At 54.9% G+C, this 20,818-nt stretch carries 12 protein-coding genes and 1 pseudogene; 11 read left to right on the top strand and 2 right to left on the bottom strand.

What is annotated here, in order from left to right; translation table 11 throughout:
* Positions 1 to 90 precede the first annotated feature (90 nt).
* From C4J94_RS00780 to C4J94_RS00790, 3 genes are read left to right on the top strand one after another with little or no spacing between them, the layout of a single operon-like run.
* Positions 91 to 1,812, top strand: coding sequence for a ShlB/FhaC/HecB family hemolysin secretion/activation protein (locus C4J94_RS00780; protein ID WP_124384561.1), 1,722 nt, complete (start codon positions 91 to 93; stop codon positions 1,810 to 1,812).
* 31 nt (positions 1,813 to 1,843) lie between these two features.
* On the top strand, positions 1,844 to 10,147 hold the full coding sequence (locus C4J94_RS00785) for a DUF637 domain-containing protein (protein ID WP_256657622.1): 8,304 nt from the start codon (positions 1,844 to 1,846) through the stop codon (positions 10,145 to 10,147).
* Positions 10,147 to 10,812, top strand: a complete 666-nt coding sequence (locus C4J94_RS00790; RefSeq protein WP_124384562.1) for a hypothetical protein — start codon at positions 10,147 to 10,149, stop codon at positions 10,810 to 10,812. The genes C4J94_RS00785 and C4J94_RS00790 overlap by 1 nt, the downstream gene beginning before the upstream one ends.
* A gap of 145 nt (positions 10,813 to 10,957) precedes the next feature.
* Here C4J94_RS00790 and C4J94_RS00795 read toward each other — a convergent pair whose 3' ends face one another.
* Complete coding sequence (locus tag C4J94_RS00795; protein WP_256657623.1) at positions 10,958 to 11,224, bottom strand: hypothetical protein; 267 nt, start codon at positions 11,222 to 11,224, stop codon at positions 10,958 to 10,960.
* 272 nt (positions 11,225 to 11,496) lie between these two features.
* On the opposite strand from C4J94_RS00795, the pseudogene C4J94_RS00805 reads away from it, so the two are divergent.
* The 8 genes and pseudogenes from C4J94_RS00805 to C4J94_RS00845 form a co-directional block, all read left to right on the top strand.
* Positions 11,497 to 13,963 (top strand): annotated as a pseudogene (locus C4J94_RS00805) (DUF637 domain-containing protein); the annotation flags it as partial.
* A gap of 759 nt (positions 13,964 to 14,722) precedes the next feature.
* The gene (locus C4J94_RS00810; RefSeq protein WP_124384564.1) at positions 14,723 to 15,334 is read left to right on the top strand and encodes a hypothetical protein; all 612 of its coding nucleotides are present in this window, start codon (positions 14,723 to 14,725) and stop codon (positions 15,332 to 15,334) included.
* A gap of 164 nt (positions 15,335 to 15,498) precedes the next feature.
* Positions 15,499 to 16,188 (top strand): transposase, encoded by a 690-nt coding sequence (locus C4J94_RS00815; protein WP_124384565.1) that lies wholly within the window; start codon positions 15,499 to 15,501, stop codon positions 16,186 to 16,188.
* Positions 16,189 to 16,303: 115 nt separating this feature from the next.
* Positions 16,304 to 16,702, top strand: coding sequence for an SMI1/KNR4 family protein (locus C4J94_RS00820; protein ID WP_124384566.1), 399 nt, complete (start codon positions 16,304 to 16,306; stop codon positions 16,700 to 16,702).
* 537 nt (positions 16,703 to 17,239) lie between these two features.
* A complete protein-coding gene (locus C4J94_RS27710) occupies positions 17,240 to 17,401 on the top strand; it encodes a hypothetical protein (protein WP_256657707.1) in 162 nt (53 codons plus the stop codon).
* Between the two features lie 439 nt (positions 17,402 to 17,840).
* Positions 17,841 to 18,371, top strand: coding sequence for a hypothetical protein (locus C4J94_RS00835; RefSeq protein WP_124384567.1), 531 nt, complete (start codon positions 17,841 to 17,843; stop codon positions 18,369 to 18,371).
* Positions 18,372 to 18,876: 505 nt separating this feature from the next.
* On the top strand, positions 18,877 to 19,404 hold the full coding sequence (locus tag C4J94_RS00840) for a hypothetical protein (protein WP_256657624.1): 528 nt from the start codon (positions 18,877 to 18,879) through the stop codon (positions 19,402 to 19,404).
* A gap of 189 nt (positions 19,405 to 19,593) precedes the next feature.
* Positions 19,594 to 20,076, top strand: coding sequence for an SMI1/KNR4 family protein (locus C4J94_RS00845; protein ID WP_124384569.1), 483 nt, complete (start codon positions 19,594 to 19,596; stop codon positions 20,074 to 20,076).
* Positions 20,077 to 20,424: 348 nt separating this feature from the next.
* On the opposite strand, the gene C4J94_RS00850 is transcribed toward C4J94_RS00845, so the two are convergent.
* A complete protein-coding gene (locus C4J94_RS00850) occupies positions 20,425 to 20,682 on the bottom strand; it encodes a hypothetical protein (RefSeq protein ID WP_124372368.1) in 258 nt (85 codons plus the stop codon).
* Positions 20,683 to 20,818: the final 136 nt, after the last annotated feature.

Genomic DNA, 20,818 nt, shown 5'->3' on the forward strand with positions numbered 1-20,818 from the left:
AACGCGCTCGAACACCCAACAGCCCCAACGTCTTGGACGGCTGCAAGTTCGATGTTAGTTTGCCGGCCCTTGATTTTCGACGGATCGAACATGCCTCTGTTAATGCCACGGACTCGGTTTCTTCTATGCACCTTCCTGCTCACTTGCCTGGGCTTGAACACTGCATTCGCCGCCCCCACCCCCGGCGACCAGGACCTGATCCGCGACCGTCAGAACCGCCTGCTCGAAGAGCAGCAACGGCGCCTGCAGGAACTCCAGGACCTGCCCGGCAAAGCCGCCAAACCCGAAGCCCCGGCTGCCCCCGCCGACACGCGCTGCTTTCCGATCAAGAACATCGAACTCAAAGGCGCCGACAGCCTGCCGGCCTCCGACCGTGAGCGCCTGCTCAAGCCTTATATCGGCCAGTGCCTGGGTGTGTCCCAGCTCAACGAACTGCTCAAGGCCATCACCGACTATTACCTCGGCAAAGGCCGCGTCACCAGCCGCGCCTACCTGCCGCAGCAAGACCTTTCCAGCGGCCACCTGCAAGTGCTGGTGGTGGAAGGCAAGCTCGAAGCCCTGAAAAGCGCCGAGGGCAGCACGGTGACCGAGCGTGAATTGGCCATGGCCTTTCCCGGCAAGGTCGGCGAAGCGCTGAACCTGCGTGAAATCGAGCAACTGGTGGACCAGCTCAACCGCCTGCCGTCCAAACAGGCGCAGATGGAGCTGACCCCCGGCAGCCAGGTCGGCGGCAGTGAAGTGGTGGTCAAGAACACGCCGCAAAAGCCCTGGCGCGCCAGCCTGTCGCGCAATAACGACGGCCAGAAAAGCACCGGCGAACAGCAATGGGGCGCCGGCCTTGAGTGGGACAGCCCGCTGGGCCTGGGCGACCAGTTGATGCTGCGCGGCGGCCACGATGCGGTCAGCGACCACCAGAAGACCTCGAAAAACACCCTGCTCTACTACAACGTGCCGTGGGGTTGGTGGAACTTCAGTTACACCTACAACGAAAGCGACTACCGCACCTACATCGTGGCCGATAACGCCAAGTTCAAGCAGGACGGCGACAACCAGAACCACCAACTGCGCGCCGAGCGGGTAATCCATCGCGACGACGTGAGCAAGACCTCGGTCAACGTCGGCCTGGCGCACCTGCGCACCAACAACTACCTCCTCGACGTGCGCACCGCGCCCAGCAGCAACCGCCTCAGCGAACTGCAACTGGGCATCAACCACGGCCGGCGCATCGGCAGCGCTTTCGTCAACCTCGACCTGGGCATGCAAAGCGGCATCGGCCTGCTCGACGCCCAGTCGCAGGAAGAGCGCGATTCCCTGGGCCGACGTCAGCCGAACTCGCGCTACCGCAAATACACCGCCACCCTCAGCTACCTGCAACCGTTCAGCCTGTGGGGCGAGTCGTTCAGTTTTTCCAGCCTGGCCACCGGCCAACGCAGCGAAGACATCCTCTTCAGCCCACAACGCATGAGCCTGGGCGGCTCCGCCTCGGTACGCGGCTTCAAAGACCAGCAGCTCACCGGCGACAGCGGCGGCTACTGGCGCAACGAAGTGCGCTGGGCGCGCCCGGTGACCCTCGACTGGATGCGCCCGGCCTTCGCCGAATACGGCGCCAGCGTCGGCTACGACCAGGGCGTGATCAGCAACGACCGCTACAACGACAACCTGCATGGGCGGGTCTCCAGCAACTCCCTGGAGCTGTTCGCCCGCGGCAAACACGTCAGCACCAGCGTGACCTTTGCCCACTCGTTAGAAAGACCTGGCGTGATCACTGAGCGCGAAGCGCCGATCTACTTCCGCATGGACTTCTTCCTGTAATTCAACGCCCCGCTGCAATGAGAACCTGACAATGGACGTTCGCCAATTCGCCTTCCTGGCCCGCCAACCTTCTGCTGCCCTGAAGCCGCGCAATTCGTTCTTCGGCCTGCCCAAGCGCGGGCTGGCGTTGATCCTCGCCAACGCGCTGTTCTGGCAGCCGCTGCTGGCCCAGGCCGAGGGCATCGTGGTCAGCGCGCCGGGCACTACAGTCGGCCAGGCGGGCAATGGCGTGCCGGTGGTGAACATCGCCACGCCCAACGGCGCAGGCTTGTCCCATAACCAGTTCCAGCAGTACAACGTCGGCCCCAACGGCGTGATCCTCAACAACGCCACCGGTACCCTGGTGAACACCCAACTGGGTGGCTACATCGTCGGCAACCCCAACCTCAAGGGCGGCGCGGCCAGCGTCATCCTCAACGAAGTCAACGGCGGCAGCGCCAGCCAGTTGCGCGGCTACACCGAAGTGGCGGGGCAGTCGGCCAAGGTCATCGTCGCCAACCCCTACGGGATTACCTGCAGCGGTTGCGGCTTTATCAACACGCCCAACGTGACCCTGACCACCGGCAAACCCATCATCGACTCGACCGGCCAGCTGAAAAGTTACCAGGTCGACGGCGGCGCCGTGACCATCGACGGCGAAGGGCTGAACGCCAGCAATGTCGACCGTTTCGACATCATCACCCGCTCGGCCAAGATCAACGCGCAAATCAATGCCCGCGAACTCAACGTGATCGCCGGGCGCAACGACGTCGATGCGCAAAGCCTGAACACCACCCCACGCGCCGACGATGGCAGCGCCAAGCCGGAGCTGGCGATTGACTCCTCGGCCCTGGGCGGCATGTATGCTGGCGCGATCAAACTGGTAGGCACCGAAGCGGGCGTGGGCGTGAAGCTCGACGGCACGCTGGCGGCCAGTGGTGGGGATATCCAGCTCGACGCCAACGGGCGCTTGAGCATGGCGCAGGCGGCGGCCACCGGGAACGTCAAGGTCACCGCGCAGAATGTCGACCTGACCGACAAGGTCTACGCCAACGGCAACGTGCAGGTCACCAGCGCTCAAGACCTGGTCAACCGCAAGAGCATCGCCGCCGGCCAGCGCATCGAGCTCAACGCGGCCAACGTGAGCAACCCCGGCATCATCGAGGCCGGCGTCGCCGCCGACAACAGCCGCAACACCACTGGCGACCTGGTGGTCAACGCGCAAACCGTCACCACCTCCGGCAACCTGCTGGCCAGCCGCGCCCTGGCGGTCACCGCCGCGCAAGCGCTGACCAACCAGGGCGCGGTCATCCAGGCCAAGAACATCGAAGTCAGCAGCGCCAATCTGACCAACCAGGGCGCCAGCGCACGCCTGTTCGGCGAGCAGAGCCTGGCGATCACCTCGCCGGCCATCGTCAACCTCGGCGGCTTGATTCGCTTCGGCGAAGGCCAGGCTGCCACGCTCAACAGCGCCTCCCTGGACAACCGTCAGGGCCGTATCGAAATGGCCGGTGGCAGCCTGGTCGTCACCAGCGCCAACTTCAACAACAGCGGCGGGCAAGTCATCGCCAACGACCTGACCGTCAACGCCGGCAACCTGAACAACCAGAACGGCGTGCTGGTGGGCAAAACCGCCACCGTCAATGCCAGCGACCTCGACAACAGCCTCAAGGGCCTGATCCAGGCGGACGGCGGCGCGCTCAACCTCACCGTTGCCAACGCCTTCAACAACAACCAGGGTTTCGCCCAGGCCAGCACCGACCTCAACGTGAACGCGGGCAGCCTCAGCAACAACGCAGCCGGCGTGCTCAGCGCCGACACCGGCAAGCTGACCCTCACCGCCGCGCAACAGCTCAACAACGCCCAGGGCCGCCTGCAGGCCGGGCAGGACGATATCGAACTGCACGCCGCCCAGCTGAATAACCAGAGCGGTGTGATCGTCGGCAAGCAATTGCTGCTCGACGTTGCTGGCGGTGACATCGACAACCGCGCCGGGCGCGTGCTGGGCGACCAACTCGACGTGCGCGCATCAGGCCTCGACAACCGCAGCGCCGGCCTGCTGGCCGGTGGCGCCCAGGGCGTGAGCCTGCTGCTCAAAGGCCCGGGCCAGTTGCTCAACGCTCAAGGCCGTATCCAGAGCGAAGGCCTGCTGCAACTGCAGGGCGAGCGTTTCGACAACAGCGCCGGCATCCTGCTGGGCCAGACGGTCGACGTGACCGCACAGACCTTCAACAACAGCAACAAAGGTGCACTGGTCAGCGATGGCGGCGACGTGGTGCTCAAGGTCAGCGACCTGCTCACCAACGTCGGCGGCCAGATCGACGCGGGCGAGCGCAGCGTGCTGGTCAAGCAACTCACCACCCTTAACAACGACGGCGGCACCCTGCGCGGCAAGCGCGTGGACATTGCCGCGCAGCACCTGAACAACGACAACGGCCAACTGCTGGCTGGCGCCGAAGGCGTGAGCTACAGCGGCCAGGACCTGAGCAACCGCAAGGGCCTGATCCTCAGCGGTGGCGCGCCCACCGTACTGACCACCGGCAGCCTGCAAAACCAGGACGGCACGGTGCAAGGCGACAGCCTGAACATCACCGCCGCCAGCGTCGACAACAGCAACGGCGGCCTGCTGGCGAGCCTGGTGGGTGACCTGCAACTGACCGTGCAAGCCCTGGCCAACCGTGGCGGCAAACTGTTCGGCAAAGAACAGGTGACCCTCAGCGGCGCCACCCTCGACAACAGCGCGGGCGGCCAGATCAGTGGCAACCAGCTCACCCTCACCTCCCGCGACACCCTCACCAACCAGGGCGGCCTGATCGAAGCCAACCAGGGCCTGACCCTCACCGGCGGCAACCTGGACAACAGCGCCAACGGCCAACTGCGCGCGCTGGGCGGTGCCAGCAGCAGCCTCAACCTCAGTGGCCAGGTGAACAACCAGAACGGCACCCTCGAATTCGGCAGCCAGGCCTTCAGCCTTGATGCAGCCAGCCTCAACAACCAGAGCGGCATGCTGCAACACGCCGGCACCGGCCTGTTCCACCTCAACACCGCCGGCCTCTCCGGCAGCCAGGGCAATATCCAGGGCATGGGCAGCGCCGACTGGGCGTTCGGTAAAGTCGACGGCCTGGGCCGCGTGCAGCTCAACGAAGTGCTTACCTACAAGAGCGACCAGGCCCTGGCCCTCAAGGCCGGTGACCGCATGGCCAGCGCCAAGGGCTTGATCCTCAACGTGGCCAGCCTGGACAACGCCGGCGAACTGCTCAGCGACGGTGACATCAGCATCACCACCGGCGATATCAACAACAGTGGCCGCGTCTCGGCCCTGCAAACCCTCACCGTCGCCGCGAACAACCTCAACCAGAACGGCGGCCGCCTGGCGGCAACCAATGCCCGCCTGACGCTCAGCGGCACCCTGGCCAACCTCGGTTTCCTCACCGCCCGCCAGCAACTGGATATCGCCGCCGCGCAAATCGACAACCGCGGCACCCTCGGTGCCCAGGGCGCGGTGAACCTCACTGCGGTCAACGGCATCACCAATGCGGCCGATTCGCTGTTGTTCAGCGGCGGCGACATGACCTTGCGCAGCAATGGCTTCAGCAACAGCTATGGCGACGTCTACAGCAAAGGCGACTTGAGCTTCGCCGCACGGGATGGCGGGCGTGCCGTGCTGTTCAGCAACCGTTCCGGCACCGTGGAAAGCGAAGGTTCGATCGGCATCAATGCAGGCTTTATCGAAAACGCCAAGGACGAATTCGAACTCGGGCAGACGCTCACCACCGGTAGCTTGTATTGGGTTTGTTCGCAACACTGCGGCGAGAAAGACGACTGGGAACGTGGCGAGATCACCATCTACGAAACGTACCTTGAGGCGGCGACCAAGGACTCAGTATCGGCGCGCCTGGTGGCTGGCAAAAACATGCTGCTGCAAGGCGACAATGTGCAGAACCGCTACAGCCTGATGGCCGCCAATGGCGACCTGAGCATCACCGCCGGTGACCTGCTCAATCAGGGCGCGGCCACGCGCACGGGGCAGCGCAAGATTGTCGTCAACACGCCGGGGCACGTTCCCGACGATTTGTTTGAGCGCATGCGCTATGTCGACGTTCCCGCGTTCAATGCGGCCACGGCGGCGGGCAATTTCGATAAGGCGCGCTTCGAAGAACTGAAAAACCGTTCGCCCAATAGCTGGCCTTTCGTCCACTCAAGCGACGTCACCACCTGGACCGACAACGGCGGCCCTGGCTACGACGCCACCCTGCAAGCCGGCGGCACGGTCAACCTCAACGTCGCCCGCACCCTGCAAAACGGCACGCTGCACAACAACACCCTGGCCCAGTTGACCGGCACCCTCGGCGACGACCAGACCGGCATCCCCGTCGGCGGCATCAACATCAACCTGAGCAAACACGCCAACGACCCGAGCGCCCAGGCGCCCGGCAGCGTGTTGCCTGTAGTGGGCGTGGCCCCTGGCGGCGGCTTCGTGCCCGTGGATTACACCGGCACCGCCTTCGCCCCGGTCGACCCCACCACCTCGCCCACCTTCCAACTGCCCAAGGGCGGATACGGCCTGTTCGTCAAGAACGCCGACCCCACCAGCCACTACCTGATCGAGACCAACCCCGAGTTCACCTCGGTATCGGGCTTCTTCAGCTCCGACTACATGCTCGGCAAACTCGGCTTCAACTCCGATAACGCCTGGCGCCGCCTCGGTGATGGCCAGTACGAAACCCGCCTGATCCGCGACGCCGTGCTCGCGCAAACCGGCCAACGCTTCCTCGCTGGCGGCCTGTACAGCGACGCCGACCAGTTCCGTTACCTGATGGACAACGCCCTGGCCAGCAAAGACGCCCTGCGCCTGAGCCTCGGCGTGTCCCTCACCGGCCAGCAGGTCGGCGCCCTGACCCACGACATCGTGTGGATGGAAAACCGCGTCATCGACGGCCAGACCGTGCTCGTCCCGGTGCTCTACCTGGCCCAGGCCGACTCGCGCAACGTGCGCGGCAACAGCCTGATCCAGGGCCGCGACCTCAACCTGGTCACCGGCGGCGACCTGATCAACGTCGGCACCCTGCGCGCCAGCAACAACCTCTCCGCCGTCAGCAGCGGCAGTATCTACACCGGCGGCCTGGTCGAAGCCGGCAACAACCTGAACCTGCTGGCCCAGGACAGCATCCGTAACGCCATGGCCGGCGAAATCCGCGGCAAGCAAGTCAGCCTCACCGCACTCAAAGGCGATGTCATCAACGACAACACCGCCATCCAGGTACGTGACGGCGCCGGCATGCGCACCCTCACCGACAACAGCGCCGGCACCATCGTCGCCCGCGAAAACCTCGCCATCGACGCCGGCCGCGACCTCACCAACCGCGGCGCCCTCACCGCTGGCAACGACGCCAACCTCACCGCCGGCCGCGACCTCAACCTCATCGCCGCCAGCGACACCAGCGTCAAGCACGAGACCCGCGAAGGCGGCGAAAAATCCAGCATCACCACCGACGTCAAAAACCTCGCCGCCAGCGTCACGGCGGGCGGCAGCATCAACATGCAAGCCGGGCAAGACGTCAACATCATCGGCAGCAACGCCACCGCCGGCAAAGACCTCACCATTGCCGCCGGCCGCGACCTTAACGTTGCCTCGGTCAGCGACATGCACAACGTCGAAGGCAAGGAAAAAGACGGCAAGAAACGCATCAAGACCTCGGACGACCAGACTACTCAAGTGGCGAGCGTGCTGACGGCGGGTGGGAATTTTGTCAGCCAGGCCGGGCGTGACACCACGATCGTGGCGAGCAGGATCAGTGCGGGGAATGAGGCTTATCTGTATAGCGGGGATAAGTTGAGTTTGTTGGCGGCTGAGAACAGTACGCATACGTTGTATGACATGAAGAAAAACAGCGGCTGGGGTTCCAAGAAAACTCAGCGCGACGAGGTCACTCGCATTACCAACGTCGGTACTGAAATCAAGACCGGCGGCGATCTGATACTCAAGAGTGAAGGCGATCAGACCTATCAACTTGCTAAGCTTCAAAGCGGCAAGGACATCACCTTGGATAGTGGTGGCGCGATTACTTTTGAAGCGGTCAAAGACCTGCATCAGGAGAGCCATGAGAAGAGCAATAACAATGCGTTCTGGGTTTCCTCCAAAGGTAAAGGCAACACCGACGAAACCGTCCGCCAGAGTCAGCTGATCGCCGAAGGCAATGTGGCAATCAAAGCTGTCGCCGGTTTGAAGATCGACATTAACCAGGTCAATCAGGAGACAGTCAGCCAATCCATTGATGCGATGGTTAAGGCCGATCCGCAGTTGGCTTGGATCAAGGACGCTGAGAAGCGTGGCGATGTGGACTGGAGGCAGGTCAAGGAGATCCACGACAGCTTCAAGTACAGCAACTCGGGGCTGGGGCCGGCGTCGCAGATCATTATTGCGATTGTGATGGCGGCAGTGGTCGGGCCGCTGGCGGCAGGCGCAATGGGCACCGCTACTGGAGGCATGGTTGCTGCCGGAACCATTTCCGTAGAAACGGCGGCCGGCATTTCGGCTGCGGCAGGTGCCGTTGCAGCAGGGGCAGCGACCAATGCAACCGTCAGTGTCGTTAATAACCGAGGCAACCTGGGCGCGGTATTCAAGGACGTAACCTCTTCGGATGCGATGAAGGGATACGTTATTGCAGGAGCAACAGCCGGTCTGACTGCCGCTTATTTCGATGGTTGGACAGGTACCAAGACCGAGTACGGGACCGGGAATATTACGTCTCCGCCTTTGAATACATGGGCCGGGGCTGGGCAGTTTGCTGCGAATCAGACGTTGCAGAACGGCACTTCGATGCTTGTTGGCAAGGCGTTAGGACAAGGTGGAAGCGGCAATGACGCGCTGAAAAGCGCGCTATTCAACACGCTTGCGGCAGTCAGCTTTAATGCTGTGGGGGACTATACAAAAGGGCGTTTGACCGACGGATATCCGCCGAAAATCATCGTTCATGCAATGGTGGGTGGTTTGCTTGCAGAGGCTACTGGGGGCGATTTTAAAACTGGAGCTTTGGCAGCCGGAATCAATGAAGCTGTAGTTGGCCACTTGAACACCCTAGTCAAGGGCAACAAGACCCTTCTCTCGATGAGCTCTCAAATCGTAGGTGTAATTGCGGCTGCTACGCAGCAGGATGCCGACGCTAAATCGTTGGAAAAGGGTGGCTGGGTAGCGAAAAACGCCACGCAGTACAACCATGCTCTTCACAAATCCCAAACCGATGCGCTGGATGAACAGCGACGGTTCCATCCTGAGAAAGCTGATCGTTTGAACGCAGCTGCCTGCGCGTTGGCTCGCTGCGCAGAGTCGATTCCGACCGACGATCCTACCTACGGTAAGTTCAAGGCACTTCAGGATAGCGGGGCTACTTATGGTGAAGAGATTGCGCTGCTTCAAGCAACCGGCCAGTTCGGTGGGCGCAGTTGGAAGGATTGGAGCGATGACACACTTAATGCTCATGGCAAGGCCGTACAGGTCGTTGGCGCGAGCAAGGATACTGCCCTGGGGCTCACGGGAGGAGCCGCGGCATATGCAGGGATGTTGGTTTCGTCACCTGCCTGTGTCGGCGTAGTTACGTGCGCCTTACCGGTCGGCCTAGGTGCACTGGGCACCACGTCAATGGTGGGTGCTTGGGACTCGGCCAGCCAAATTACGGCGGATTTCAGGTCCGGTGAGCCTGAAAAAGTTGCGGCTTCTTTTTATCCTGAAACCTTTCCCGGAGAATCAAGTGCGACGTCTGACCTGGCAACCAGTACAGCTAAATCGGTAGCGCTGGCGGCGTTGTTCGGCGGGGCTGGTAAATATTTTAGTGGAAAATTAGCTGGAGATGCGTCCAGCGCAGCGGCTACGAAAGAACTTCCAGCTCCTAATCGAAGTGGGTTGGACCTTTCCAAGGTCGACGTTTTGACTATAAGGGATGCGCGGAAACTAGATGGCGAAAACAGAGGCCTGATTTTTGTCCAGGAGCCTCAAGGAGACTTCGCTAAACCGTTCGTTAAGTTCGAAGCGGGTACAACAGGGGCATTTTCTGATGTTCTATCGCAGCGTAAAGCTGTCCCGGCAATTAGATTTGACAATCCCAATCCGAACGGCAACAATTTTGTAAAGTTTGACGGTGTAGAGGATATTAACGGTATCACCTTGATTGATCGAAAAACGGCGCTGACTACATTTGATAAGCAGATACAGAGCGTTCAGCGAGTATCGGCAGCGCTAAAGCAGAATCCGGGAGTTAAGGCGGTTTTTGAATTTCCCAATCAAAAAGCAGCTGATAGGGCAATAGATATCCTTGTTGAGCAAAATATCAGAAATATTTCTGTAAGGGTGGCACCTTAATGACTAAATATAAGCTTGAATTTCGACATAGACCTGATTTTTCAGAGTCTATCGAAGATAGGCATAATAAGTTTTTGAGCGCTGTAAGCGATTTGGGCGTTCCATGGGGTTTGAACGATTCCCTTAAAGTTCCCCCTATTGGAAGCGAGTTGGTGACCTCGGTATCATTAGATAAGCTACTTCCGGTCGGCGTTAAAGGTCGAATTTCATACGCCCTGCGAGATCAGAAGTATTTGGAAGATGATGCGCAGTTTGATGATGCTCTATTTATTGAATTTACAGCTTCAAAAGTCGATTATTCACATTTGTTGAAAGTTGTTTTTCCTAGATATATTAAGGCATTTGGTTGCTATCGCTCGGCTTTGCATGATTGGAGTGTTACGAGAAGCGATTGGCCTTTAGTGATAGAAGCTTGTGAAGCTACAAAGAAAGACGTCAATGGTAGGGATGGTGTTTTTCGTATAAATGCAGCGAATTATTTCGATAAGGAATTGTGTCTTCGTGCTTTTGGAAAAGGACCTCGTGAACTTGTTGATTTAATAAGTGATTATGTAGAGGAAGTGCGTGAGTTTGAAGAGGGAGTTTTGATTGTGATTAGTTATAATCCGCTATCTGCCGACGAGCTCCTTAGTGCTGGTGATCGAATAAAAAGCTTGGTAATTTGATTTTTTTCTGGTCAAGATGGTCAGTGTAGGGCTGTTTTGACTGGGCTTGGTAGAGTTGGTGGGAAGATTCTGCTTTTATGGTTTTTTAATAAAATGGTTTTATATATTAGCCGGGCAGTTGTGGTTTGACTGCCCGGATTCTGCTTTAGATTTTCGAGTTTAATTTCCGTCCAATAACATCCAACAGATCGCACCCATCTCGCAGCGGTATAGCCAGCAGCAGCGCAAAATCATGCAACACAATCGCATCACTGCTGATTTCCTCCCGAAACGCTAGGTTCTCCAAAAACTGCGTCACCGCACGAATACGATACGCGGCGGCTTCATAGAGAACATCGAGAGGCGCTTGCGTGTCGATTACCAGCGCGGGGATGGTTGAGTCGTGACCTGTTAACGGCATGTATCGGTTCATATTTAAGCTCTCTACTTAAGTGATAAATGCCATCACTCAAACGTCGCCAAACGAATGGGTGACAGCTGTACGCAGGTTGGCGAACCGGCAGTAGAGAAAACCGGCAGACCCGAAGGTCTCCCGCGCACAGCCGTCATAAAGCGACTTTGCAGGCGCGCAAGTGGCTGCAAAAAAGCCACCAGCTTGTGCATTCTCTACCGTCAGGTCGCCAAACCTGAATCGCCATGAGGGCGACCGTCGGACTATAAGTCCTTGGCGTAAAAACGCGCAAGGCATCAAAAGGCCAACGCTTCCTCGCCGGCGGCCTGTAGAGCGACGCCGACCAGTTCCGTTACCTGATGGACAACGCCCTGGCCAGCAAAGACGCCCTGCGCCTGAGCCTCGGCGTGTCCCTCACCGGCCAGCAAGTCGGCGCCCTGACCCACGACATCGTATGGATGGAAAACCGCGTCATCGACGGCCAGACCGTGCTTGTCCCGGTGCTGTACCTGGCCCAGGCCGACTCGCGCAACGTGCGCGGCAACAGCCTGATCCAGGGCCGCGACCTCAACCTGGTCACCGGCGGCGACCTGATCAACGTCGGCACCCTGCGCGCCAGCAACAACCTGTCCGCCGTCAGCAGGGGCAGTATCTACACCGGCGGCCTGGTCGAAGCCGGCAACAACCTGAACCTGCTGGCCCAGGACAGTATCCGCAACGCCATGGCCGGTGAAATCCGCGGCAAGCAAGTCAGCCTCACCGCACTCAAAGGCGATGTCATCAACGACAACACCGCCATCCAGGTACGTGACGGCGCCGGCATGCGCACCCTCACCGACACCAGCGCCGGCACCATCGTCGCCCGCGAAAACCTCGCCATCGACGCCGGCCGCGACCTCACCAACCGCGGTGCCCTCACCGCTGGCAACGACGCTAACTTAACTGCCGGCCGCGACCTCAACCTCATCGCCGCCAGCGACACCAGCGTCAAGCACGAGACCCGCGAAGGCGGCGAAAAATCCAGCATCACCACCGACGTCAAAAACCTCGCCGCCAGCGTCACGGCGGGCGGCAGCATCAACATGCAAGCCGGGCAAGACGTCAACATCATCGGCAGCAACGCCACCGCCGGCAAAGACCTCACCATTGCCGCCGGCCGCGACGTCAACGTCGCCTCGGTCAGCGACATGCACAACGTCGAAGGCAAGGAAAAACACGGCAAAAAACGCATCAAGACCTCAGACGATCAGACCACCCAAGTGGCCAGCGTACTGACGGCGGGCGGGGATTTTGTCAGTCAGGCTGGGCGTGACACCACGATCGTGGCGAGCAGGATCAGTGCGGGGAATGAGGCTTATCTGTATAGCGGGGATAAGTTGAGTTTGTTGGCGGCTGAGAACAGTACGCATACGTTGTATGACATGAAGGAGAAAGGAAGCTGGGGCGCTAAAAAGGCGCAGATGGATGAAGTTACCCGTACCACTCAAGTAGGGACCGAGATCAAGACGGGGGGCAACCTGGTCCTGAAAAGCGATGGCGATCAGGTGTATCAAGTCGCGAAGCTTAATGGTGGTAAGGACATCATCCTTGATAGCGGCGGGGCGATTGTTTTTGAAGGGGTCAAGGACCTGCACGATGAGAGCCACACCAAGAGCAAAAGTGATCTTTCATGGTTCAGTGCCAAAGGCAAAGGCAACACGGATGAAACCTTGCGTCAGAGCGAACTGGTTGCTCAAGGACAGCTTGTCATCAAGGCAGCCGAAGGCATTCGTATCGATGTCAAACAGGTCGATCAGCAGACCGTAAGCCAGACCGTTGATGCGATGGTCAAGGCTGATCCTAATCTGGCCTGGCTCAAGCAAGCTGAAGCGCGTGGGGACATTGATTGGCGCCAGGTGAAAGAGATTCACGAGAGCTTCAAGTACGACAACTCAGGGTTGGGCGCCGGTGCCAAGATTGCGATTGCGATCATGATGGCGGCGATTATGGGGCCGGTAGGATTCGGGTTGCAGGGCGCCACACTTGCGGTGAGCACCAGCCTAAGTACGACGGCGGTCACCAGCACCATCAACAACAAGGGCAATTTGGGTGCAGCGCTTAAGGAAACGGTCAGCGCCAATAGCCTGAAAAGCGCAGCGGTCGCTGGTTTTACGGCGGGTGCCCTGGAGTATGCCGATACCAATTGGTTCGCTGGGGCAGACAGTGCAGGTGCAAGCACAAGCACCGTCCAAGGTGTTACCCCGAGTACAGGCTCAACGTTGGCGGTTACTAACTCCTCCAAAGATATTTTCACCTGGACGTCAGCAGGCGATATCGCGCTGCGTACTGGTGGCCGGGCGGTAATCTCTAGCGGAATATCGACGGCCATTCAAGGGGGAAGCTTCGGCGACAACTTCAATGCGGCCTTGTTGGGAGAGGCTGGCAACGTTGCAATGGCTACCGGTTTTAATTGGGTGGGTGATTACGTCACGTTCCCCAATGGCAGCCCTCAAAAGATTATTGCGCACGCTTTGATGGGGGGATTGCTGGCTGAAGCCACAGGTAGCGATTTCAAAACCGGGGCTGCCTCTGCCGGGCTGAATGAGGCACTCATCAATCAGTTGGTGTGGGCTGCTCAAGGCAATGACGACATCACGCTGATGCTTTCACAACTGACAGGCTTGTTAGCAGCTGCGGCGGTGGATGGAGATTTGGAAAAAGGCTCTCAGATTGCTCAGAAAGCAACGACGTTTAACTATCTTTACCACGAAGAAGTCGAGGAGATGCTTCGGGAGGTAGATAGCAAGACTACTGAGCAAGAGAAGCGTGAGGTCAGGCAGCGTTATGCGGAACTTGATCAGCAGAGAAATAACGAATTGGATGCCCTTTGCGCACGCGATCCGCAACGCTGCCGAGGTATTGCCACTTCCTTGGCGAACGATGATCAGAAACTCGTTGATCTGGTAGGTAGACTGAGGTCCCAAGGGCAGGGCGGGGCGGCTTCTGCGGTTGGTTTTGTGATAGGGAACAACCTAGACGCGACCAGCCAAATTGCAGCAGATATCAGCTCTGCGGGCGGCGGACCATTAGTTAAGCTCGGCGCGGAGGCAATTAAGGCCGGAGTTGGGATCACACTGCCTTCACGTTCAAGCTCTGGTAAGGGGAAAGGAAGCCAAGGCGGCGCGGGTTCTCCTGAGGAGACGCTGGGGGGAAAAGAGGTAAGCGCTCCGGTAAAAGTTGATTACTCAAGTATTGAAAATCCAAAAAATGTCGGCCCCGGAAAAGAATTCACATTGCGTCAAAAACAAGAAGCCTTGGAGCTGAATAAAGCTGCTAACGACGGTGTGGTAAAGTCTGATGCTAGTGGTACAGTATTGACCAAACCACAAAAAAGCCAGCGTGGGGTTACTCCAGACCCTAACGAGTGGCAGTTTGACCACAAAGAAGCGAAGAACTGTGGAGGTACAAACTGTAGCTCGAATCTTCAAATTCTATCTAGGCAAGAAAATAGAGCCAAATCTGACAAAAAGGCGGAATTAGATGAATAATTTAATTAAAAATATAAACGACCTGCCTTCGATCGAAAAGGTCAGAAAAACTGCTCAAGGTCTGGCATTACTAGACGCGGTAATTATGCCGCAATGGGAGTACAGGTACTTTTCGTTCAATTGTAATTGGGATGGGAAGGGTGAAGAGATGATGGCATCCATGAAGAACGGTGAGGGGGCCGAGTACTTTATACACTTTACTTGCGAAGGAGCTGTAGGTAAGGTTCTAGATGAAAATCCATTGTCGAATCCGCAAGAGCATTTGGATGACGTGCCCGAAAAATTTCGAGCTTTTAAAGATGAACCTGCATTTTCCAACAATGATGCAAGTTTGTTTTTCTGGCGGGAAGCTAATCGAGGCTCATGGCAGGCATCACCGGATAAATTGAAGCGGTTTCCTCTTCTGGGTTTCTTGCAAGAAGGTGCTCTTACCTATAAAGAATTTGCTGAAAACTATTATGAAAAAAAAATTGATATTAATATTATTGAGAAAGTTCTCGAGTCGTTGACAGTAACGACAGAACAATTGGCTGTACTTAATCCTGAAGTTGGTTTCGACGATTTAAACGATGATTTTCAAGAGATTTTAGGCGGCACAATTTGATTGAAGATGTCTAGGGGAATAGGGGTCAGACCACGGATTTGTATTTTTTAGAGTTTGGCGGAGTTGCTCTTTAAAAATATGATTTATTTTTTGTAATTATTCTATTTCGTTGGCCTGTTGATGGGCGGCTAAGCTGTAAACTCTTATCCAGTTAGGGGTTTTATATGGCTCGCCGTCCTAGGGTTTTACTGCCGGGTATCCCGTTGCATATTATACAGCGGGGAAATAATCGGTCTGCGTGTTTTTATTCAGATGAAGACTACATTTTTTACATTGATACATTAGCCGTGCTTGCTCAACTGTATAGCTGTAAAGTTCACGCATTTTGCTTGATGACAAATCACGTTCATCTGTTGTTGACTCCCACCTGCTGCGTAGGGTCTGGCCTACTTATGAAGGGGGTGGGGCAGCGATATGTCCAATATATCAATCGAACATATCAACGAACGGGCACATTGTGGGAAGGCCGTTTCCGCTCCTGTTTGGTTCAACAAGACAACTATGTTTTAGCTTGCTATCGATATATCGAAATGAACCCGGTCAGAGCGGGTATGGTTGCTCATCCGGGCGACTATCGCTGGAACAGCTATAGGACAAACGCACAAGGCGAGCTATCAGGCTTCATAAGCCCGCATGCGGTTTATAGTGAGTTAGGTAGCGGCACCGCGCAACGAGCCGAAGCTTACCGATCTATATTCAAGGATCGGCTTTCACCCGGATTGATAGAGCAAATTCAATCTCCTACAAACGGTAATTACGTTTTGGGCGATCAGAAGTTTACGTCCGAGATTGCGCAGATATTAGGTAAAAGAGTTTCACCGGGTGTGTCAGGACGCCCGAAAAGTGTGAGTTAGAAGAATAGTGGTCTGACCCCTATTTTCCCAATAAAGTTATCCTGCCTCGCGATGTTCATCGGCAGCAGGTACCTTCTGGGTAGAACCAATTGCAGAAAGACTTAGGAAAATAGCTATGGAATATCATCTAACAGAGGGGCAGCTCAATGGTCCGGCTGAAATTTCGGCTGTTGATGGTCTGTCAACACGCTTGGGAGTCGTACTTCCTGAGAGTTACATTAAATTCCTTATACAGCACGACGGTGGGGAAGGATTCATCGGCGATAGCTACATTATTTTTTGGAAAGCAGAAGAGTTAATTGATTTCAATCATGAATATGAGGTCGAGACATATGCGCCAGGTATCTTTTTGTTCGCTTCTAACGGAGGAGGGGAGGGGTATGGGTTCGATATGGAGGATCCAGCAAAGCCAGTAGTTCGAGTCCCTTTTATAGGTATGGACCGGCAGTACGCCATCTCGGTCGCGAGTGACCTCCCCGATCTATTTGCTCGATTGGCAGACCGAAATGCGTGACCTTAATAAGTACTCACGCCCTAAAGGCATGGAGCTATTCGAGATTAAACCCGCTATCGTTGGTGGTGATCCGAGCAGCCCTGAGAATAAGACTTGGTTGACGAGGCAGCAGCACTTTGAGGCAGTGCGCTACTGGAATCGGATTATCAGCAGTCTGCGTAACGAACGGAAGTAAAAATAGCGGGGAATAGGGTGCAGACAACGTTTTTGCGTTTTTTAGGGAAATAGGGGGCATATCACGGTTTCGCATTTTTTAAAGTTCAGCGGAGTTGCTCTTTAAAACGATGATTTATTTTTTGTAGTTATTCTATTTCGTTGGCCTATTGATGGGTGGCTGAGCTGTAATTTTTTATCCAGCTAGGGGTTTTATATGGCTCGCCGTACTAGGGTTTAATGCCGGGTATCCCGTTGCACATTATCCAGCGGGGAAATAATCGGTCTGCGTGTTTTTATTCAGATGGAGACTAAATTTTTTACATTGATACATTAGCCGTGCTTGCTCAACTGTATGGCTGTAAAGTTCACGCATTGTGCTTGATGACAAATCACGTTCATCTGTTGTTGACTGCCACCTGCTGCGCAGGGGCTGGCCCACTTATGCAGAGGCTGGGGCAGCGCTATGTTCAATATGTCAATCGAACATATCAACGAACGGGCGCGGTGTGGGAAGGCCGTTTCCGCTCCTGTTTGATTCAATAAGACAACTATTTGCTATTGATATATCGAAATGAACCCGTTCAGGGCAGCTATGGTTACTCATCCGGGCGACTATCGCTGGAGCAGCTATAGAGCAAACGCACAGGGCGAGCTATCAGGCTTTATAAGCCCGCATGCGGTTTATAGCGAGTTAGGTAGCAGCACCGCGCAACGAGCCGAAGCTTATCGGTCTATATTCGAGGATCGGACTTCACCTGGATTCATAGAACAAATTCAATCTTCTACAAACGGTAATTACGTTTTGGGCGATCAAGTTTGCGTCCCAGGTCGCGCAGATTTTAGGTAAAAGAGTTTCACCGGGTGTGTCAGGACACCCGAAAAAGTGTGAGTTAAAAGAATAAAGTAATAGTGTTCTGACCCCTATTTTCCCCTAGATGGCTCCGACCATTATAAGGCTGCGGAAGCTGATTTAGAAACGTGTATGCCTGTGTGGCAAGACGAAGGCTGGTCGGTTAGTAAAATCGACAATACGAGAAATCAAATTCACGAATTAAACAAAAATTTATTCGAAAGGATAGGGCTTAACATGGATCCAAATGAATACTTAAACACGTCGTTAATTAATGTTCTTGCGAAGTTTAGAAGAGATATATCGATAGTCGAGTACGTAAAGGTTGAGGGTGAAGAGTTTCTAAAGCTACCGGAGTATGGGGTCTATTTTCAGTCAGGCAGTGACGGTGTAATTGTTGCATACCGCGTTTATTATCAAGCCTCTGATGAGTATTTCCCAGCTGATGCTGAAACTAAAACTGCTTGTGCAGATATTGACACAATTGAAGAGTCAATTGCTAAATATGGTACGCCCTTGCGTAATGTGCCCTCCGTTCGAATTCCCGGTAGGGCTCCCACGAGTCCGGGGTGCGAGTTTTTAGTGAGAGGGAATGCGGTAACTGTACATTATGATTTTGATAGTAAGTTGGTTAGTTATGTTCATGTTAGGAGAATATTTTGAACTGGCGGAAAACGTCTGGGCGGTTGGGGGCGACATGAGAGGACGGGGTTTTTGAATTCCACGAGTTCGCGTTTTTTAGAGTTCAGCAGAGTTGCTCTTTAAAAATATGATTTATTTTTTAGTCACTTATTCTATTTAGTTAGTCTATTGATAGGAGGCGAAGCTGAAAACTCTTATCCACTTAGGGGGTTTAAGGTGACTCGCCGTCCTAGGGTTTACTAATAGAAGAATAGTGGTCTGACCCCTAATTTTCGGTGGGGACGCTTCAGGTGCTTTCCATAATGAGCTAAAAGCTGTTATTGATAACAGTAAGTCCCTAAACGAATTTAATAAAGGCGTGACGGCATTGCGCGATCGATGGAAAATCGATCCTTCTCTTTTGCCGGATTTACCAAGAGGAAAAAATTGATGCCTACCCATTTTAAATGACTGGTGCACTTTTTGTGAGGGGGGACCTTATTTTGATAAGTCGCATTTTTTAGCATTGTTCAAAGTGCATTCTTCTATGCCTGAAATCACCAAGGCGTTAAGCTATTTTCCTCAAGCTGACAGTATGGTGTCGCGCGTGAATGAGGTGCTCCAAGCTGGTACGCTTGAAGATAAGTTATATCTATGCCCGACGATTGAATCTAGCGATTTTGAATTGTTGCAAAAGGCGAAACTCTGGTTGCAAGCTCAGGCAAGTTTCTGTAAGTCTCTTGGAGACGATGAGTTGTACAGAATATGCCAGCGTGCAAAACTGCTTTATGGAAGTAAAGATCAGTTTAACGACTATGATAAGTTAGATGTTCCCAGCAACTGGGTGCTCGAACTGGTGGGGGATCAAGTCAGGGATTGCATGTTGCTAAATACAGAGCAGGAATATGCACTGTTTGAGGCTCTTTATGGAGTTGCCGCTGATTATTATTTGGCTTGGTATATGGGGCAGCCTCTAATAAAGCTGGATTTTGACTTCCGTTCATATTTTGATTTTTGGCGCTTGGGCGGTATTGGGTATCTCAGTAAAGATAAATTCTTTGTTTGTCGAAGATGAAAGAGGAAGAGGGATTTATCTGATTTGTCATAGCAGTACAGGACTTTTTAGATAAATTAGTCTCCTTTGTTAAGGGGGGAAAGGAAAAGCGGGGGCAGATTTATTTAAATTTGCGCCGGGAAAACTATTAAATGAGAATGTCCTCGTTTTTTTTCGCATCGGGTGGAAATCGATGAGTAGGCGCATTAAATGATCGCTGGAATAAATTTTGATTCTTATTATGGTCAAGGTGATTCTGCTGATATAGAAGCTTTCGAAGAATTGGCGGGTATAGTTTTTCCTGCGAAATACAAAGAAGTTTCAGTGCAGTTTAATGGGTCGTTTATTTTAAATAAACCTGTTTTCAAATTTTATAATCGTCTACTCGGGGAAGGTGTTACGAGCAGCGCTGGTCTGTTTTTGCCTTTCGGTGAAATCGAAGGATCATTTGAAACGATGGAGATAAAGTATCAGTATCCTCCTGAGGAATTTGCTCAAGGATTAATTATTTTTTCAGCGTTGGGGAATGGTGACGTGCTCTGTTTTGATTATCGAGAGAACCGCTTGACCGACGATCCAAGCGTGGTGATGTGGCATCATGAATCGACACCCGGCAGTGACCTCGAATTGTCATTCGTTGCGCCCTCCTTCTCCGAGTTTCTAAAAAGGTTATTTGAAAGGCCAGCTGATTAATAAAGTTGTTAGCCAAGGTGGAACGGGAATAGGGATCAGACCACGGTTTCGTGGGGAGTTATGGCGGTTTTGAATTTCCCAATCAAAAAGAATAGAGTAATAGTGTTCTGACCCCTATTTCCCTTCGATTAGATCCGAGTTGCCTCTTTCTTATGTCTCAGAACCGGTTTTTGGTCTTCCTTCTATTTGCGGAAAACTTGAGGGACTTTATTACCTTTCCGATGATCAGGTGTGCTGCGTGAAATGACCGGAAAATTCGAGAGCTAAATGGATACCCTTTTGAGCCAGTCCCCTTTTGAGCCCGCTCACGCACAAAGCGGGCGACACCACGGCCGCCCGGTTTTTCACTCAAGACAGCTCAGCATTCAGCCTGCGACTGATGACATCCAGCAAATCACACCCATCGCGCAGCGGAATTGCCAGCAAGTGGGCGAAGTCTGAAAGCACTACGGCATCGCTGCTGAGTTGTTCTCGGAAGGCCAGATTCTCCAGCAGTTGGGTGACGGCCCGAATGCGGTGCACGGCGGCGTCGTGAAGGACGTCGAGGGGCGCCTGGGTGTCGATGATCAGGGCTGGGACGGTGCAGTCGTGGCCGGTTAGGGGCATGTATCGATTCATAGTTAACACTCTGTTTTGGTGGTCGAGGCCACCACTCAATCGTCGCCAAACGAATGGGTGGCAGCTGTGCGCAGGTTGGCGAACCGGCAACAGAGTAAACCGGCAGACCCGAAGGTCTCCCGCG

Source organism: Pseudomonas sp. R5-89-07 (genome assembly GCF_003851685.1).
In the GTDB taxonomy this organism is placed as follows: domain Bacteria; phylum Pseudomonadota; class Gammaproteobacteria; order Pseudomonadales; family Pseudomonadaceae; genus Aquipseudomonas.

What these genes read in the sequence shown, in the direction of transcription:
- C4J94_RS00780 (WP_124384561.1), top strand. Translation starts at nt 91, where the DNA reads ATGCCTCTGTTAATGCCACGGACTCGGTTTCTTCTATGCACCTTCCTG.
- C4J94_RS00785 (WP_256657622.1), top strand. Translation starts at nt 1,844, where the DNA reads ATGGACGTTCGCCAATTCGCCTTCCTGGCCCGCCAACCTTCTGCTGCC.
- C4J94_RS00790 (WP_124384562.1), top strand. Translation starts at nt 10,147, where the DNA reads ATGACTAAATATAAGCTTGAATTTCGACATAGACCTGATTTTTCAGAG.
- C4J94_RS00795 (WP_256657623.1), bottom strand. Translation starts at nt 11,224, where the DNA reads ATGAACCGATACATGCCGTTAACAGGTCACGACTCAACCATCCCCGCG.
- C4J94_RS00810 (WP_124384564.1), top strand. Translation starts at nt 14,723, where the DNA reads ATGAATAATTTAATTAAAAATATAAACGACCTGCCTTCGATCGAAAAG.
- C4J94_RS00815 (WP_124384565.1), top strand. Translation starts at nt 15,499, where the DNA reads ATGGCTCGCCGTCCTAGGGTTTTACTGCCGGGTATCCCGTTGCATATT.
- C4J94_RS00820 (WP_124384566.1), top strand. Translation starts at nt 16,304, where the DNA reads ATGGAATATCATCTAACAGAGGGGCAGCTCAATGGTCCGGCTGAAATT.
- C4J94_RS27710 (WP_256657707.1), top strand. Translation starts at nt 17,240, where the DNA reads ATGACAAATCACGTTCATCTGTTGTTGACTGCCACCTGCTGCGCAGGG.
- C4J94_RS00835 (WP_124384567.1), top strand. Translation starts at nt 17,841, where the DNA reads ATGCCTGTGTGGCAAGACGAAGGCTGGTCGGTTAGTAAAATCGACAAT.
- C4J94_RS00840 (WP_256657624.1), top strand. Translation starts at nt 18,877, where the DNA reads ATGCCTGAAATCACCAAGGCGTTAAGCTATTTTCCTCAAGCTGACAGT.
- C4J94_RS00845 (WP_124384569.1), top strand. Translation starts at nt 19,594, where the DNA reads ATGATCGCTGGAATAAATTTTGATTCTTATTATGGTCAAGGTGATTCT.
- C4J94_RS00850 (WP_124372368.1), bottom strand. Translation starts at nt 20,682, where the DNA reads ATGCCCCTAACCGGCCACGACTGCACCGTCCCAGCCCTGATCATCGAC.